This is a genomic window from Rahnella sp. AA (genome assembly GCF_002834385.1).
Classification (GTDB): Bacteria; Pseudomonadota; Gammaproteobacteria; order Enterobacterales; family Enterobacteriaceae; genus Rahnella.
In genome coordinates, this window is sequence record NZ_PITQ01000011.1 from 126,164 (window position 1) to 141,853 (window position 15,690).

A 15,690-nucleotide genomic window follows, 5' to 3' on the forward strand; every position below is an offset into this window, starting at 1 on the left:
CTTGATAAATCCTGTATGACGGGAATAACCATTATTATGCTATGGCTTTAGGAATGGCAAGCTACACAGGCTCCCGCCAGCCAGGCCGGATAAAGATCGGCGCGCACACTTACCCTAAGACTTTCGTCACACAGCCTTTAAAGACCCTGACGCCAATTTCCAGCGCCTCAAGATCAAAGCGCATTTCAGGGTGATGCAGGCCTGGCGTCAGGTTTGCGCCCAGCCCCCAGAACCCGGTTTTGACCGCCGGACGCTGGCGGGAGTAATGGAAGAAATCTTCACTGCCAGGTGTAAATTTCGGCTCAGTCAGCCCTTCTGCGCCGAGAACTTCTGCAATGGATTGGGCAATAATCGCGGTCACATCGCTGTCCACTTCCGCCGCAGGCATTTCTTTCATCACATGAATTTCGGCCGTGGCACCTATCGCTGCTACGCTGTGTTCGATGGCTTTAAGGACTTTCGCCTTCAGCTCATCCATTGGCTCGTTGTGCTGAGAACGTAAATCCCAGCATACGCGGGCCTGGGCAGGGACAGAGTTCGTCACGCCGGCATCACACAGAAAACGGGTCGCCTTCACGCTGTAAGTCAGGCTCGGTGCAAGATGGATGGTATTCACCGCCTGAACGGCAGCGACGGCAGCATCCAGCGCGTTAATTCCCAAATGCGGGCGCGCCGCATGAGAAGGCACACCGGTGATAATGGCTTCCACTGTGGCGCAGGCCGAGTAATACATGGCGGGCACAGCTTTACCCATCGGGCATTCTTCGAGAGGACGGACGTGGAACCCCAGCAGCATATCCACATCATCAATAGCGCCGCCTTCTACCATTGCCAGTGCGCCGGTTCCCAGCTCTTCCGCAGGCTGGAACAGAATTTTCAGCCGCCCCTTTTTGACAATGCCTTCCTGCATGATTTCCTGTGCGGCGGCCAGTACCACTGAGGAATGACCATCGTGACCACAGGTATGCCGCGCCACTAATTCACCGTCAATGATATGACCGAGCGCGTCCATGTCAGCACGCAGCGCCATGACCGGGCCGGGTTTTCCGCTGTCGATTTCAGCCACGATGCCGGTGGTACCGTTGACGTTGCTGGTGACCTTAAAACCGGATGCTTCCAGCGCCTGCGTGATATAGGCAGACGTTTTGAATTCGACAAAACCCAGTTCAGGGATCAGATGTAAATGTTGATAATGTTCAATAGCTTTCGACACTGTCGGGCTCTCCGGAAATGTAGGTCTTTTCAGAATCAGGCAAAAATACGCATCAGGACCATTGAAATAATGGCGTTGAGCACACTGGTCAGCATCAGCAGCGGCCAGTATTTTTTCGGTACATCAGCGACACCCAGCAGACGTCCCATGTACTGAAGTTGCGAGCCCATCAGGAAGATCGCCGGCACCAGGATGGTGATTTGAGTCACATCCAACGTGCCTTTGGTCAGCAGACTTATCGCCACACCGGTTCCCGCAGATGAGGAAAGCCATGAGGTTAACAACACGGTAACCGCTTCACCCGGCAACCCCAGTAACCCCATTAATGGCGCAAAGATATGGCCAACCAGCGTCATCACGCCCAGCAAATTCAGCATTTCCGAAATCACATAGGCCATCACCACGTTAGGCATCAGGTTGTTGATGGCAATATTAAAACCTTTGCGTGCACCGACGACAAAAATATCGAACGGGTTCGAGGAAACTCGGGTCGCATTACTCATTATCGAAATCTCTTTTATAAACAGTGTTCAACATAAAACGGACAAATACGGCGCCCACAAACTTCATGACAAACATAACGACCAGCGGAATAATGACCGGCATCGTTAATGAAGCAAACATAGCGGAACCGATAGAGAAATAGTTATTGATCAACCCGGCACCGGAATATTGCCAGGCCCCCATAATCACAACATCTTTCTTTGTCACCTGTTTATTATCGTAAAGCTCTTTACTTAACGCGGCGCCGGCGTCCGTACTTTGCAAGTCGGTAATTAATGCCAGGCCGGTGTGGCCGGGAATACCTAATACAGGTTTAAGCAGTGGTGTTAATAATTTATGTGCCGCGCGGATAGCACCATAATGCGTAAATATTTCCAGCAATCCCAGCGCCAGCATGACTGTCGGGACTAAGGACAGCGCAAACAGAAAACCGGCTTTTGCACTCACGCCCCCCGCGCCCACAAAGGTGCTGCTTTCACCTTTCATGGTGCCGAATGAACCCCCGAGCGTGGTAAAGTCGAATGCGCCCAACCATGCCATGCCGTCAACTTTCAAAAATGCACCAGAGAACAGCAGGATAACGACAATGAGCGACACATAGGCGCCCTTGCCGACTTTCCATTCATCCACTTCGACAGTGGAACGCTCGTCTGATATTCGTGTGTCGCTCATGTTACTTCCTTTCTCTGGTATTTATCTGAAATGAAAATTTAAATAAAGATTGTCGTCAGTTTTCAATCAACGGATTGTGAGAAAAATATTATTTATTCAACATCTGAACCCTGCTCATCATTTATTCTCAATCATCTTTAATACAGCAGGAAACGTGCCAACTTTCACTTTTAAATAAATCAAAAAACAAGAGGAAAAACGGTAAAAATAAAACATGAAAAATAGCCCTCATCGTAATAAAGGCTTTTTGGGTAAAAAGTCAGTTTTTAATAAAAAACGCGATAACTCATTGCACCAACATCGGATTTACTGCACCAACTCAGTGCCCGCGTATTTTATGTTATGCATCATTCATGAGCATTTCATACACCCGTTCCCTCATCGCCACGGATTATTTCAGCCAGGAGCGCTGCCCGCAGCGGAATATCCGCAATAATAATATGCTCATCTCTGGCGTGAATGCCTGAACCGGTCGCGCCCAGCCCGTCGAGCGTTGGGATCCCCATGGCTGAGGTAAAATTACCGTCACTGCCACCGCCGACGGCTTTACCTTTCAGCTCAATCCCCAGACGCCGGGCGGACTGCTGTGCCTGAATAAATAACGCCAGATTTTGTGGCGTCTGTTCCATTGGCGGGCGGGACATTCCGCCGCTCACGACAACCTGAGCCCCGGCAAGATGCGGCTGACAACCTTTTATTGCCGCTTCGACCCGTGCGGCTTCCGCCATATTCGTTACGCGCAAATCGACACCCAACACCGCGTGATCGGCAACGACGTTGATCTTACCGCCTCCGGTTGCCAGGCCAACATTCACCGTCGTTCCGGCCTGCGGTGCGTTGAGGCTGTGAAGAGCTAAAATCTGATGCGCCATCTCCTGAACGGCACTGATGCCGTCCTCGGGATTATTGCCCGCATGCGCTGAACGCCCGGTGATTTTCACCTCAAACCGGCCAGACCCTTTGCGGGCAATTTTAGCTTCATTGGTACGCGCGACTGCCGGTTCTGCCACCAGAACGCGCACTGAGCCAGCCGCGCTGCGTTCGATCCATTTGCGCGACGATGGGCTTCCCAACTCTTCATCAGAAGGACAAATAAATTGAATACGGTGCTGCGCCAGCCCGCCGGTTTGCACCAGCGCCCGCACGGCCCAAATCGCCTGCACCAGGCCGCCTTTCATATCCAGAACGCCGGGGCCAAACAATTTACCGTCTTTTTCCACCATCTCCAGCTCACCGCACTCCCACACCGTGTCGAAATGCCCAAGAATACTGGTCACTTGTGGCCCGTTGCCGACACTAAACAGCAGGTGATTACCCAGCGTTTCCTGCGGATAAACCTGCGCCTGCGCGTCCAGCCGCTCAGCCATAATGCTTTGCAGCACCTCGCCACAACTATCCACCGCCGTTTTATTCAGCGAAGGCGATTGCGCCTGAACCAGTCGTTTAATGTCACTGAGGATCAGCGCGGCATGTTGCTGCAGATAGTCATACGCGGTTTGCATGGTGTTTCCCGAGGTCGGATGTCTGTTTTGTCGTCAATTTTGATTATCTACAACCCATCCCTTAATATAAATGTCGTATCAATGACTATATTGTTGCCTTTTGGTCAACAGTTGCCGGACTTCATCTATGAGCCAAATGTTCCACGAAAAGCAGATCAGTTATCTCTACGAGGTGGGGATTCAGGGGGGTATCCGCCGCGCAGCCGATATCCTGGGGGTCAACGCCTCGGTCATCAGCCGCCAGATCGCGCTGCTCGAACGCACGCTGCAATTGCCCTTGCTCGAACGCAGCGGGCGGACAGTGGTCCTGACTGAAGCCGGGAAATTACTGGCAGATGATTTTTTCGAAAGCCGTATTCGCCGTGAAAAACTGGAGCGGCATTTAAAAGATTTGCGCTATATGAAAGGAGGCACGGTCACCGTTCGCGTCGGTGCCGGGCTGGTCGATACGTTTGTCGAACATGTGCTGAAAAACTTCGCGAAGTCGTACCCTAATGTTTTCGTCGAAATTGTTGCGGGAAATATGCAGGAGACGCTGGCGTCGATTGTACAGGGGGAGGCGGATATGGCGCTGGCTTTCGGCCCCATTGGCAACCCTGAGCTGAAGCGGCACAGTTTCCCGTGGGGGCCGATTTGCGCGGTGGTCAATCCACAGCACCCAATCGCCCATCTGAAAACGGTATCGATTGAAGAGCTGAATAAGCACCCGCTGATTTCGCTCAGTGAGACGTTCGGTTTGCAGCGCCACATGAACGCGATGTTTCAGAGTAAAGGCTTTCTGTTCACTCCCGCTTACCGTTGCAACCTGTTCTCCACCGCCATGAGCCTGAGTATTTCAGGGATGGGGATTTCCTTTATGAGCGCGCAGGCGGCAGGCGAACGTATCGGGCATAACATTCTGGTCGCCGTGCCCATTGATCACCCAATCGCTACCGAAGCCCAGTGCCATTTACTGCGCAACTCGGACCGGCGCTATACACCGGCCGCGCATCATTTATGGCAGCTGCTGCTGAATTTTTTCCAGAGCCAGAATGAGCGGTGAATACTCCCCTGCGCAGGGGATAGTGTGGATTTACTTTGGCGACTTCCCGCTTTAAATTTTAACCTGTTATCTGCGGGACAAAACCGGTAAAAATGTCACCTCAAGATTTTGAGATGTTATGAATGAAACAACGCAAACCTTGCGTGATTACTAAATAGTCATGCAATAAAATGCGCATAAATATGCAAAATGTCTTTTACCCGACGCCGGTTTTGCGATATTAATATAGGCATTGAGACTTCTACCAGACTGACCTAATTCATACAGGATTTTATCGATGACAACTATTCTTAAGCACCTTCCTATCAATCAGCGTGTGGGTATTGCTTTCTCCGGCGGTCTGGACACCAGTGCAGCGCTGCTCTGGATGCAGAAGAAAGGGGCGATTCCTTATGCCTACACGGCCAACCTGGGCCAGCCTGATGAAGAGGATTACGACGCCATTCCGCGTAAAGCGATGGAATACGGTGCAGAGAAAGCCCGCCTGATTGATTGCCGTAAACAACTGGTTGCAGAAGGGATTGCAGCCATTCAGTGTGGCGCGTTCCATAACACCACCGCAGGCGTCACTTACTTCAACACCACCCCGCTGGGCCGTGCCGTTACCGGAACCATGCTGGTTGCCGCGATGAAAGAAGACGGCGTGAACATCTGGGGTGACGGCAGTACTTATAAAGGTAACGATATCGAGCGTTTCTATCGTTACGGCCTGCTGACCAATGCTGAGCTGAAAATTTACAAACCGTGGCTGGATACCGATTTCATCGATGAGCTCGGTGGCCGCCATGAGATGTCAGAGTTTATGATCCAATCCGGTTTCGATTATAAAATGTCGACCGAGAAAGCCTATTCCACTGACTCCAACATGCTGGGCGCGACTCACGAAGCCAAAGATTTGGAATTCCTCGATTCCGGCGTAAAAATCGTTAACCCGATTATGGGCGTAAAATTCTGGGACGAGAATGTCGTCGTGAAAGCGGAAGAAGTTTCTGTCCGTTTTGAGCGCGGCTACCCTGTTGCCCTGAACGGCGTGGTCTTTGACGACAGCGTTGACCTGATGATGGAAGCGAACCGCATCGGCGGCCGTCATGGTTTGGGCATGAGCGACCAGATCGAAAACCGTATTATCGAAGCCAAAAGCCGTGGCATTTACGAAGCCCCGGGGATGGCACTTCTGCACATCGCTTATGAACGACTGCTGACCGGCATTCATAACGAAGATACCATTGAGCAATATCATGCAAATGGCCGCGTGCTGGGACGCCTGCTGTATCAGGGCCGTTGGTTCGATCCTCAGGCCCTGATGCTGCGTGACTCCGCTCAGCGTTGGGTCGCCAGCGAAATCACCGGTGAGGTGACTCTGGAACTGCGCCGTGGCAATGACTATACCATCATGAATACGGTGTCTGAGAATCTGACTTACAAACCAGAGCGCCTGACCATGGAGAAAGGGGATTCCGTGTTCTCACCGGATGACCGTATCGGTCAGCTGACCATGCGTAATCTGGATATCACCGATACCCGCGAGAAGTTGCATAACTATGTTGAGACAGGGTTGCTGACATCTTCTGCCTCTACCGGTTTACCGCAGGTGGATAACAATAATCTGCCAGCGCGCGGATTACAGGATAAGAACAAGTAATTGTTGTTAGCTTAAAATGAGCGGGCGGGATAATCATCATTACTGCTGCCCTGCCCGCTCAATAATTAGCATCTAATGACTTCGTATACGGCGTTCTACTAACTGATGTGTTTTAGGGTCATAATAACGGCTCGGCCAGATCACCGCAGGATGAACGCCAATCGCCTGACTTATCAGTATTTCCCCTTTCGGCCATGGACGTGAAAGCGCGTTCGATAGCGTCGAAGAACTTAATCCTGCCGCACGAGATACCGCCGCCAATGTCGTGCCCTTCTTGCGTAACGCCGCAATAATATCTGCCTGATGCCAGTCTTGTTTATTCATAAGCTTGTGCTCCTGATATCAGGAGTACAGGGGAGTGTGGGAAAGGTAAAAAGGTGGGATTATGCGAAGTTTTCATTATTCAATTTCCAGTGGATTAGTTGTAAAGCTACCACTGGAGTTCTCACGCTCTTGGGTGGTAGCCCAGACGGGGGTGAGAATACCGGCTCCACTAGCTACCGGCCTGACCGAAGTCAGCCCCGCCTGAGCCACCATAGAACGTCATAAATACCATCAAAAGTATGTATAACAGGTAGGCAAAAGCGGTGACGCAAAATTTATGCTGTCACTAGTAGATTAGACGGGTTCTCACGCCCGGCTGCGGATTTTGCCGCAGCGAGGCGACTATAGCGTAAAGCGCGCGACGAAACCAAGTGGGTAAGAATGAAACTGAGCTAATGATTCCAGATAAATTTAAAGGTTTGCAGGGAGTTGCAGGGATCGCGGGCATGCTCCTTCACCTGCGGAGGGGGAGTTTATTTGTATCGATTTTTAGCTTTAGTGGAATGCTTGTCAGCCATACCACTTTAATTTTTCAAGATTTTATCGTCATTACAAAAAGTAACCCTCTATAAATTAATCTTCATTCTCTTCCAATAATATGCAGATAGATTCTATATTGAGATGTGAATTTATCGCATATCATAACCTATTGATATTCAACAATTCTCTAAAAAATGAGAAAAAAAAACACATTATAACTGTATAAATAAACAGTGCTGATTGTTATAATTTAGTTGCATACATTATTAAAATTTACTTATCATAGCTAAAATAAGGAGGAGAAATGAACCGTAAAGGCACGTTCAATAAGATAGGTCTCTACATACTGTCTTTGATGATGCTTTTTGTTTTTATTATAATTTTAAGTGCAAAACTACCAATTTGCTTTGGGTCAAACTGCGAATTCATAGGGTTTTATCAGTTAACAATAACCAATATTATCCCTCTAATTTGTATAGCATTCATCGCATTCTCACTTTATTTCTATCGACGCTTTAGCTCATTAACGAAGATTAATCAGTCCGATTGTGTCAAAATAACATCTTGCAAGAGCGAGAATTATGAAAGCCTAACTTTTTTAGCAACATATATTGTTCCATTCATGGGGTTTAGCTTTGAAGACACACAAAAAAACATAGCTTACCTTTTATTAATAATTGTCATCGGACTAGTTTTTATTAAAACCGATAAATATTACGCCAACCCTACACTAGCTTTATTTGGATATAAATTATATAAAGTTGACATTTCATACCCAGGTAGTTGCGAAGTTAAAAATATAATTGCAATTTCTACGGACATATTGAAAGTTGATGATTATGTTTTTTATAGCTTTTTTGATGACTACGTTTTCATAGCAAGGAAAAATAATGAAGCCAGATAATTTGAAGAAAAGCATTCAGGATATTTTTGAAAATTTCACTGGAATTAGAGTCATATTTTTGGTAAACGATGGAGGGGAATATGCATTGAAACTTTCTAGAATAGAGGCAGAAGCAATTCCAAAAATATTGGAAGGGTTTAAAAATAGACTAAATGAGGATATTCTTGAAAACGATGATCTAACTACTCCATTACTTTCAAATTACGATGACAGAAAAAACGCCTTGTTTTTATTTGACTATAATCAGAAGCCGAAGGAATTTGATTTCATAAAATCCGCGATAAGCATGCCACCTAACTCTCAAGAGTTTTACGATTTTGAGAACAAGTTCAAGGACATTAAGGGGATTATAATTCAATTACGCGGAAAAGATAAATGTTTATCGCTTTATAAGAACAAAAGTAATCTTACCGTGTTTGAACAGAGTCGCAAACTTTTTAATTTAGTACCTGACCCTGATGGGTATTTAAAAGAACTACCTGACCAAGTTTTTAGATTAGACTTCAACTATGATCTTGCATTAATTGATGATCAATACATAATAAAGAATCAAAAAACACTCGAAATAACAATGCAATTTCATCAGGTCATTATAGCTCAGGCAGCTATAGCATTAAAATCTTTGAAAGAATAATTATTAATAGAAGATATTTCTCACCTTGAAAGCAATGCTAAGGAAATAGCATTTTCGAGAAAGCTAGCCAAAATATCTAAACATTCTCCAGTATTGGGAAAAATAGATGCTTCAGTTATCATTGATTATGTTAAGCAGCATAGCTATCTTTCAACAGTAATGATAATCAGCGAGGATGGAAAGCAATTAATTATTAAAACGAAAAAATCTCAAAATCATTTCATTAAACTTATGAGTGATGATTATTTAGAGTCCCCTTTAACAAAAATCCTCTATGACTCATTAGCAAAAGATGAACTTAAAGCACCATGAGTTTTCTTATCGTACATCTTAGCCCTAGAATAGTCTATAATTCGGGGCTATATTAATAAAAATCAATATAAAAATATTATTACGTGAAAATAATAACACAATTTATAAACAAAATGCTTTATCAAAATTATACGTCCTGAACTATCGTCTTTCAGACAGAGAAATTGAAAAGCCCCGTTTTTTTTTCAGAACGGGACTTCAAAAATCCAACCTTTTGTGGCTGCTGTACTCTTTAGTCTACATTTCACCGCTGCTTATTTGAAAATCGAGGTCATCCCTGAAAAAGCGCTTATTCAAAATATCTTCTATCGCCTTTACTTGCTCCTCCCTGAGATCAAATCCACCCAAACCAGCAACAAAATCGTTATAATCAGATGCAGACCAATTCATAACCATAGATATATCAGGTAATTTTTCTTTAGGAATTTCAATTTCAAAATCAAGCAGTTCATCCGTTCGGTTGAACGCATCCACTGTATATATCATTGTCATTTTTCAACACTCCTAGTCGGATCGGCGGGCTTCGTTTGCTCACCAGTTATAGGATCAAACTCCCCCAAATGCTTGCGCCCTGTTCTGTCATACATCTCAACAGTACCGTGCTGCGAATCCCATTCATAAATTTTCCCGCTATTATCTTTCCAGCGAGAACGAAGGGTTCCACCTCCTTTTACCGGCGTTTTTTTCTTCGCCTTTTGGGCATCAGGGAATGCTTGTAATGGTGGATTTCCTTTTGGTGCCACATGATATTTATGGTCATTACTCAGATAAATATAAATCGGCGGCATACCGTGCGGCAGATTCACCAGGATGTAATCATCAAACGATTTTTCATCCGGGATCGGCAGTGAGGTTGACGAGCTGCCTACTTCCCCTGCGCTTGGTAACGGTAGTACTGTGATAGTCGAAGGTAAATACGGTTCGTCCCGGTTGCCGGTATTGGCTGGCGCTTTAAACTCCACTTCGTCCGGCGTCCAGACTATCGTTGGCTTATCGGCGCCATCTGCCCAGAACTCGTAGTTCCCAGTAAAACGGTTCCGCTTCATCGAGCGCACACGCACCTGATCCAGACCGCTATCAGCGCCAATGTGATACGCCACCGGTTTTAAACGCCCGTAGTTATCATTCACCCACTGAAACCGGATACGGGTCGGGGCTGACTTTCCGGCCAGCGCCGCCAGCTGACTACCGGCCAGCATATCCGGTTCGCCTTCGTTCAGGGTGCCGGGCAACATGCCAATTACCGCGGCGCCAGTGGGGGACGTTCTCACCAACCAGCGGCCAGCCGTCATAAATCCACCGCCTGCATACCGCAAACCCTGCCAGCCCGCCGCCGCCAGTTCAGCTCCGGCACCCGTTGCAACAGGAGCAGTCAGTGGCATACCGGCCTGCGCTGGCGCGTCCGGTTTTGTGCCAAAAATCCGTTGATACCAGGGTAAGGTATCATCTGAATTCTTACCGGCCTTTGACGGTTTACGCTTTGCCGCCTGTGCGTGCTGTACTGGCTCCGGTGGTGTGGTATCGATAGGCGCGGGTAAGTAGTACCCGACACGCCCAAAGTTAATGTGTGGTTCCTCACTTGTACCGGCTTCGGTGTTACCCGCCCCACGCTTGCACGACTTCGCAAACACCGGCACAGAGCGCTTCGCCTGTTCTATCGCCTCTTGTGCTGCCCAGAATGCTGCGGCGGCGGCAATTTCTGCGTCTCGTTTCACCCAGGCTTGCTGTTCAGGAGAGGGTCCACGGCCTAGCCATTGCCCGGCCGGAGCAATCACTTTATTGCTACCCGGCGGGCAACCGCACAGGACCTCGCAGAGATCAACGGCGGCCGGTAGTCCGCCATACAGAGCCTTTCCCTCACCGTTCGCTATCGTGCCGGGCTTGCCACACTTCGGACAGGGCGTGGTTTTATCCCCTTTGCGCACAATACCCAGGTTGATATTTGAGGCGTTCGGCATCGAGCTGATGCAGCTCGCGCCGGTGGTGGTCTTGTCGCCGTGCAGTACCAACCCCCGGCCATAACAGTCTTCGCGATACATGCCTTACCTCGCCACGACGATCAGAAAATCATCCGGCATGGTTTCCCCTGCATGGCAGCACAAAACAGCAATATCCTGCGGAGTGCTGATAATTTCATCCCCATTACTCAGAACACTGCCAACCAGCGCGTAACCCTTGCCGTTACTGGATATGCTGCTCCCCGAGCCGCTGACAATTGTCGCGACAGAACCGTCCGGGTAAGTCACTTCGTCCCCGACCAGGGAAAATGCGACCAGTTCGCCGCTGCTGTTCACCACCTGGCCCCCGGATCTGCCAGAAGAGACAACACCGCCCCGACGGGTGAGGCTTCCCACCGTCGCCTGTCGCCAGAGGGCGGTTACCGGGTACTGGTGGAGATATTCCTCCTGCTCCCGGACCAACTCTCGGGCCTCGTCACTCATGGCAGCAATGTCTATCGAAGAAAACGGCGATTTATCCATACCGGCTAAAATATCCGGTGTCAGTGCGTTGGTGTACTGCGTATCCATGCTTATTCCTTGTACTTGTCATGTGTATAGCGCGCATGATACTCAGCATGAAACTTAAGCCAAATTTTTTAGCCAATAAACCTCAAGCACTTAGCATTTTGGGCTTTTTTATCTTAAATCTCCGTTTTCAAGTGAGGATTTAAATAGGTGGGAGCCAGAGTTAATTAACAGAATAGGCGAACGGTTAAGCGCTTAAACTTCGCTTAAAACGTGGAGGGCACTAAGCACCACCAGCGCATTATGAACGACGATCACGTCACCGCCATTAGGACCAAGGCGCAACCGCTCTGTTTCGGCTTTCACTTTTTTCGGTGGCCGCATAAATTCGCTAATTGGCCGGTGGCCGATCACCGGGAAAACATCGGCCTCAAACGTTTTAAGCATTTCAGTGCGGTATGAATCAGACCAGCGATCATAGCGACGGGCATACCACTCACGCGCTATCTGCTCGAACGTATTGGAAGCATCACCCAACCGGGCATGTTTTACCTGCTGCTTGTTTTCGCTGGGATCGCCGCCTGCGTTAAGTAATTTTTTGGCTTCATCTCTGATGGTGCGGGCTTCAGCCAGAGACACTTCAGGATATACCCCCACGGCCAGCAATTTTTCTTTACCGCCTATCCGATACTTCATGCGCCAGTAACGTGAGCCGTTTGGATTGACCAGCAGGAACAGCCCGCCACCATCGGCAAGCTTGTAGGCTTTCTATTTCGGCTTGGAAGTCTCTACCTGTCTGGCGTTGAGTTTCATTTGGGGGTATCTCGTGGAGAACATCGCTCTGCTGGGGTTATTTTTACAGGGTGAACAACCTGATACCCCCATATATACCCCCAAGACTGGGGTAGATTTCAATAGATAGCAGAGGACAAGGCCAGAGCGATAAAGTGGCTTAAGGCGCGTATTTACTGGGTTTAGAGGACTTTTTGAGATACTACTGGAGGACATTTTGGAGCGGGTGAAGGGAATCGAACCCTCGTATAGAGCTTGGGAAGCTCTCGTTCTACCATTGAACTACACCCGCATCGGTGTGCGACTGGCATTATAACCGGTTACGACGGCGGAGCAAGGCGTGAATGCAGATAAGCGCTGGAGTTTTAAGCAGTTAGCATCTGACGTGATCTCAGACACGAAAAAGGGCGCCGGAGCGCCCTTTGTTGTTTCCGGCGAAGCTTATTTTTGCGTCTGAGGGCGCATTGCCGGGAACAGGATCACGTCGCGAATAGTGTGGCTATTCGTGAACAACATCACCATACGGTCGATACCGATGCCCAGACCCGCAGTCGGTGGCAGGCCGTGTTCCAGCGCTGTCACGTAGTCTTCGTCATAGAACATCGCTTCGTCATCGCCTGCATCTTTCGCAGAAACCTGGTCAGCAAAGCGCTGCGCCTGGTCTTCTGCGTCATTCAGCTCGGAGAAGCCGTTACCGATTTCACGACCACCGATGAAGAATTCGAAACGGTCAGTGATTTCCGGGTTTTCATCATTACGGCGCGCCAGCGGAGAAACTTCTGCAGGGTATTCAGTAATGAAGGTTGGCTGAATCAGCTGCGCTTCGGCAGTTTCTTCGAAGATCTCCGTCACGATACGGCCCAGACCCCAGCTCTTCTCGATTTTGATACCGATAGATTCTGCAATCGCGGTCGCTTTCGCCAGGTCGTCGAGATCGGCAACGTTGGTTTCAGGACGATATTTGCAGATAGCTTCACGCATGGTCAGCTTGGCGAAAGGCTTGCCGAAATCGAAAGTCTGGTCGCCGTACTGCACAACACTGCTGCCCAGAACGGATTCAGTCAGCGTGCGGAACAGGGTTTCGGTCAACACGATCAGGTCTTTATAATCCGCGTATGCCATGTAGAGTTCCATCATAGTGAACTCTGGGTTGTGACGCGGAGAAACGCCTTCGTTGCGGAAGTTACGGTTGATCTCGAACACACGATCAAAACCGCCGACAACCAGACGTTTCAGATACAGTTCCGGTGCGATACGCAGGTACATGTCGATATCGAGCGCATTGTGGTGAGTGATGAACGGACGCGCTGCTGCACCGCCCGGGATCACCTGCATCATCGGGGTTTCGACTTCCATGAAGCCGTTTTCCACCATGAAGCTGCGGATACCAGACATGATCTGAGAACGAATCTTGAAGGTTTTACGGGAATCGTCGTTGGCGATCAGATCTAAATAACGCTGACGGTAACGCGCTTCCTGATCCTGCAAACCGTGGAATTTATCCGGCAACGGACGCAGCGCTTTGGTCAGCAAACGCAGTTCAGAACAGTGGATCGACAGCTCGCCAGTCTTGGTTTTGAACAGTTTACCGGTCGCGCCCAGGATATCGCCCAGATCCCATTTTTTGAATTGCTCGTTGTAAATGCCTTCCGCAAGGTCATCGCGCGCAACGTAAAGCTGGATGCGGCCGCCAACGTCCTGCAGGGTCACGAAAGAGGCCTTGCCCATGATGCGGCGGGTCATCATACGGCCACCGACAGTGACTTCGATGTTTAACGCTTCAAGCTCTTCGTTCGTCTTCTCGCCGTATTTCGCATGCAGTTCATCAGAGATGCTGTCACGACGGAAATCGTTAGGGAAAGCGATGCCGGATTCGCGCAGTAAAGCCAGTTTTTCACGACGCGCTTTCAGCTCGTTATTAAGATCTGGTACGTTTTCTGCGCTTGGCGCTGTTGGTTGTTGCTCAGACATTTTGGTTCCTCATAACCCGGCTTTCAAACTGGCTTCAATGAATTTATCCAGGTCGCCATCCAATACGGCCTGCGTATTTCGCGTTTCGACACCCGTACGTAAATCTTTAATACGGGAATCGTCCAGCACGTAAGAACGAATCTGGCTACCCCAGCCGATGTCAGACTTGTTGTCTTCCAGCTGCTGTTTGTCCGCATTTTTCTTTTGCATTTCATACTCATAAAGCTTCGCACGCATCTGCTTCATGGCCTGATCTTTGTTCTTATGCTGGGAGCGGTCGTTCTGACACTGGGTCACAATATTGGTCGGAAGGTGGGTAATACGTACCGCAGATTCCGTTTTGTTGACGTGCTGACCACCCGCACCTGACGCGCGATATACGTCGATACGCAGGTCGGCAGGGTTAATTTCGATCTCGATATCATCATCCACTTCCGGATATACAAACGCGGAACTGAAAGATGTATGGCGACGGCCGCCGGAATCGAACGGGCTTTTACGAACCAGGCGATGGACGCCGGTTTCAGTGCGCAGCCAGCCGAAAGCATAATCGCCGATAATCTTGATGGTAGCGGATTTCAGGCCTGCGACTTCGCCGTCAGACTCTTCAATCACTTCCGTTTTAAAGCCTTTGGCTTCAGCCCAGCGCAAATACATACGCAGCAACATACTCGCCCAGTCCTGTGCTTCCGTACCCCCGGAGCCCGCCTGAATATCGAGATAGCAACTCGCGCTGTCGTATTCACCGGAGAACATACGACGGAACTCCAGCTGTTCCAGCTTGACGGTCAGTGCGTCGAGCTCGGCGACAGTTTCATTGAACGTGTCTTCGTCATCAGCTTCAACCGCCAATTCCAGCAGGCCGGTGACATCTTCCGCACCCTGCAGTAACTCATCAATGGTTTCAACGATGGCTTCCAGAGAGGAACGTTCTTTGCCCAGCGCCTGTGCGCGTTCAGGTTCGTTCCAGACGTCCGGCTGTTCCAGCTCGGCGTTTACTTCTTCGAGGCGCTCTTTCTTGGCATCATAGTCAAAGATACCCCCGAAGAACGACTGTCCGCTCGGACAGGTCCTGAATGCGGTTTTTAACCGGATTAATTTCAAACATGATTTTTCGCGTCTTACGTTAGATTCGGAGTTGGCCCAATGCCATTCGAACCGCCGATTCTAACGGAATTAGCGGTATTTTTATAGCAACGAGCGTTTTTTTTGCAGGCTTTATTCGGGATGAAA

At 48.9% G+C, this 15,690-nt stretch carries 15 protein-coding genes, 1 tRNA gene and 2 pseudogenes; 5 read left to right on the forward strand and 13 right to left on the reverse strand.

Annotated features, from left to right (window positions below; translation table 11 throughout):
• Positions 1-109: 109 nt before the first annotated feature.
• The 4 genes from CWS43_RS22190 to CWS43_RS22205 all read right to left on the reverse strand — a co-directional run bounded on the left by CWS43_RS22190 (position 110) and on the right by CWS43_RS22205 (position 3,891).
• A complete protein-coding gene (locus CWS43_RS22190) occupies positions 110-1,213 on the reverse strand; it encodes an amidohydrolase (RefSeq protein ID WP_101079296.1) in 1,104 nt (367 codons plus the stop codon).
• A 35-nt stretch (positions 1,214-1,248) separates the two neighbouring features.
• Positions 1,249-1,716 (reverse strand): YjiG family protein, encoded by a 468-nt coding sequence (locus CWS43_RS22195; RefSeq protein WP_101079297.1) that lies wholly within the window; start codon positions 1,714-1,716, stop codon positions 1,249-1,251.
• A complete protein-coding gene (locus CWS43_RS22200; protein WP_101079298.1) occupies positions 1,709-2,389 on the reverse strand; it encodes a nucleoside recognition domain-containing protein in 681 nt (226 codons plus the stop codon). The genes CWS43_RS22195 and CWS43_RS22200 overlap by 8 nt, the downstream gene beginning before the upstream one ends.
• A gap of 362 nt (positions 2,390-2,751) precedes the next feature.
• Positions 2,752-3,891 carry a M20 family metallopeptidase gene (locus CWS43_RS22205; protein ID WP_101079299.1) on the reverse strand — a complete coding sequence of 380 codons (1,140 nt, stop codon included), beginning with the start codon at positions 3,889-3,891 and terminating at the stop codon, positions 2,752-2,754.
• A 136-nt stretch (positions 3,892-4,027) separates the two neighbouring features.
• Here CWS43_RS22205 and CWS43_RS22210 point away from each other — a divergent pair, with 136 nt between their 5' ends.
• Positions 4,028-4,933 carry a LysR family transcriptional regulator gene (locus CWS43_RS22210; RefSeq protein ID WP_198555903.1) on the forward strand — a complete coding sequence of 302 codons (906 nt, stop codon included), beginning with the start codon at positions 4,028-4,030 and terminating at the stop codon, positions 4,931-4,933.
• 277 nt (positions 4,934-5,210) lie between these two features.
• A complete protein-coding gene (argG, locus tag CWS43_RS22215; RefSeq protein ID WP_101079301.1) occupies positions 5,211-6,575 on the forward strand; it encodes an argininosuccinate synthase in 1,365 nt (454 codons plus the stop codon).
• Between the two features lie 72 nt (positions 6,576-6,647).
• On the opposite strand, the gene CWS43_RS22220 is transcribed toward argG, so the two are convergent.
• Together CWS43_RS22220 and CWS43_RS22225 are read right to left on the reverse strand one after the other, a co-directional pair.
• The gene (locus CWS43_RS22220) at positions 6,648-6,899 is read right to left on the reverse strand and encodes a helix-turn-helix transcriptional regulator (protein WP_101079302.1); all 252 of its coding nucleotides are present in this window, start codon (positions 6,897-6,899) and stop codon (positions 6,648-6,650) included.
• Positions 6,900-6,974: 75 nt separating this feature from the next.
• Positions 6,975-7,112 carry an ash family protein gene (locus CWS43_RS22225; protein WP_101079303.1) on the reverse strand — a complete coding sequence of 46 codons (138 nt, stop codon included), beginning with the start codon at positions 7,110-7,112 and terminating at the stop codon, positions 6,975-6,977.
• Between the two features lie 158 nt (positions 7,113-7,270).
• Between CWS43_RS22225 and CWS43_RS27300 the strand changes: the two genes are divergently transcribed.
• The 3 genes and pseudogenes from CWS43_RS27300 (at position 7,271) to CWS43_RS22235 (ending at position 9,229) form a co-directional block, all read left to right on the forward strand.
• Positions 7,271-7,471: a hypothetical protein gene (locus tag CWS43_RS27300; RefSeq protein ID WP_157825428.1), complete on the forward strand. Its 201-nt coding sequence runs from the start codon at positions 7,271-7,273 to the stop codon at positions 7,469-7,471.
• Positions 7,472-7,683: 212 nt separating this feature from the next.
• Positions 7,684-8,283 carry an anti-phage protein KwaA gene (gene kwaA / locus CWS43_RS22230; protein WP_101079304.1) on the forward strand — a complete coding sequence of 200 codons (600 nt, stop codon included), beginning with the start codon at positions 7,684-7,686 and terminating at the stop codon, positions 8,281-8,283.
• A gap of 286 nt (positions 8,284-8,569) precedes the next feature.
• Positions 8,570-9,229 (forward strand): annotated as a pseudogene (locus CWS43_RS22235) (Kiwa anti-phage protein KwaB-like domain-containing protein).
• 237 nt (positions 9,230-9,466) lie between these two features.
• Here the strand turns inward: CWS43_RS22235 and CWS43_RS22240 are convergent.
• From CWS43_RS22240 to prfB, 7 genes and pseudogenes are all read right to left on the reverse strand, one after another.
• Positions 9,467-9,721 (reverse strand): hypothetical protein, encoded by a 255-nt coding sequence (locus tag CWS43_RS22240; protein ID WP_101079305.1) that lies wholly within the window; start codon positions 9,719-9,721, stop codon positions 9,467-9,469.
• Positions 9,718-11,268, reverse strand: a complete 1,551-nt coding sequence (locus CWS43_RS22245; RefSeq protein WP_101079306.1) for a colicin E3/pyocin S6 family cytotoxin — start codon at positions 11,266-11,268, stop codon at positions 9,718-9,720. Before CWS43_RS22245 ends, CWS43_RS22240 begins: the two co-directional genes overlap by 4 nt.
• Before the next feature lie 3 nt (positions 11,269-11,271).
• Positions 11,272-11,757: a PAAR domain-containing protein gene (locus tag CWS43_RS22250; RefSeq protein WP_101079307.1), complete on the reverse strand. Its 486-nt coding sequence runs from the start codon at positions 11,755-11,757 to the stop codon at positions 11,272-11,274.
• Positions 11,758-12,081: 324 nt separating this feature from the next.
• A pseudogene (locus tag CWS43_RS22255) lies at positions 12,082-12,507 on the reverse strand (tyrosine-type recombinase/integrase); the annotation flags it as partial.
• A gap of 197 nt (positions 12,508-12,704) precedes the next feature.
• Positions 12,705-12,778 (reverse strand) — tRNA-Gly (locus CWS43_RS22260).
• Positions 12,779-12,927: 149 nt separating this feature from the next.
• A complete protein-coding gene (gene lysS / locus CWS43_RS22265) occupies positions 12,928-14,457 on the reverse strand; it encodes a lysine--tRNA ligase (protein ID WP_101079308.1) in 1,530 nt (509 codons plus the stop codon).
• A gap of 9 nt (positions 14,458-14,466) precedes the next feature.
• A protein-coding gene (prfB, locus tag CWS43_RS22270) for a peptide chain release factor 2 (RefSeq protein WP_101079309.1) occupies positions 14,467-15,565 on the reverse strand; the annotation gives its coding sequence in 2 pieces (ribosomal slippage) (positions 14,467-15,489 and positions 15,491-15,565; 1,098 coding nt in all).
• Positions 15,566-15,690 lie beyond the last annotated feature (125 nt).

Bases quoted from the DNA above. Each gene is read 5' to 3' on its own strand.
- CWS43_RS22240 (WP_101079305.1), bottom strand. From the start codon at position 9,721: ATGACAATGATATATACAGTGGATGCGTTCAACCGAACGGATGAACTG.
- CWS43_RS22220 (WP_101079302.1), bottom strand. From the start codon at position 6,899: ATGAATAAACAAGACTGGCATCAGGCAGATATTATTGCGGCGTTACGC.
- CWS43_RS22250 (WP_101079307.1), bottom strand. From the start codon at position 11,757: ATGGATACGCAGTACACCAACGCACTGACACCGGATATTTTAGCCGGT.
- CWS43_RS22225 (WP_101079303.1), bottom strand. From the start codon at position 7,112: ATGGTGGCTCAGGCGGGGCTGACTTCGGTCAGGCCGGTAGCTAGTGGA.
- CWS43_RS22210 (WP_198555903.1), top strand. From the start codon at position 4,028: ATGTTCCACGAAAAGCAGATCAGTTATCTCTACGAGGTGGGGATTCAG.
- kwaA (WP_101079304.1), top strand. From the start codon at position 7,684: ATGAACCGTAAAGGCACGTTCAATAAGATAGGTCTCTACATACTGTCT.
- CWS43_RS22195 (WP_101079297.1), bottom strand. From the start codon at position 1,716: ATGAGTAATGCGACCCGAGTTTCCTCGAACCCGTTCGATATTTTTGTC.
- CWS43_RS22200 (WP_101079298.1), bottom strand. From the start codon at position 2,389: ATGAGCGACACACGAATATCAGACGAGCGTTCCACTGTCGAAGTGGAT.
- lysS (WP_101079308.1), bottom strand. From the start codon at position 14,457: ATGTCTGAGCAACAACCAACAGCGCCAAGCGCAGAAAACGTACCAGAT.
- argG (WP_101079301.1), top strand. From the start codon at position 5,211: ATGACAACTATTCTTAAGCACCTTCCTATCAATCAGCGTGTGGGTATT.
- CWS43_RS22205 (WP_101079299.1), bottom strand. From the start codon at position 3,891: ATGCAAACCGCGTATGACTATCTGCAGCAACATGCCGCGCTGATCCTC.
- CWS43_RS22245 (WP_101079306.1), bottom strand. From the start codon at position 11,268: ATGTATCGCGAAGACTGTTATGGCCGGGGGTTGGTACTGCACGGCGAC.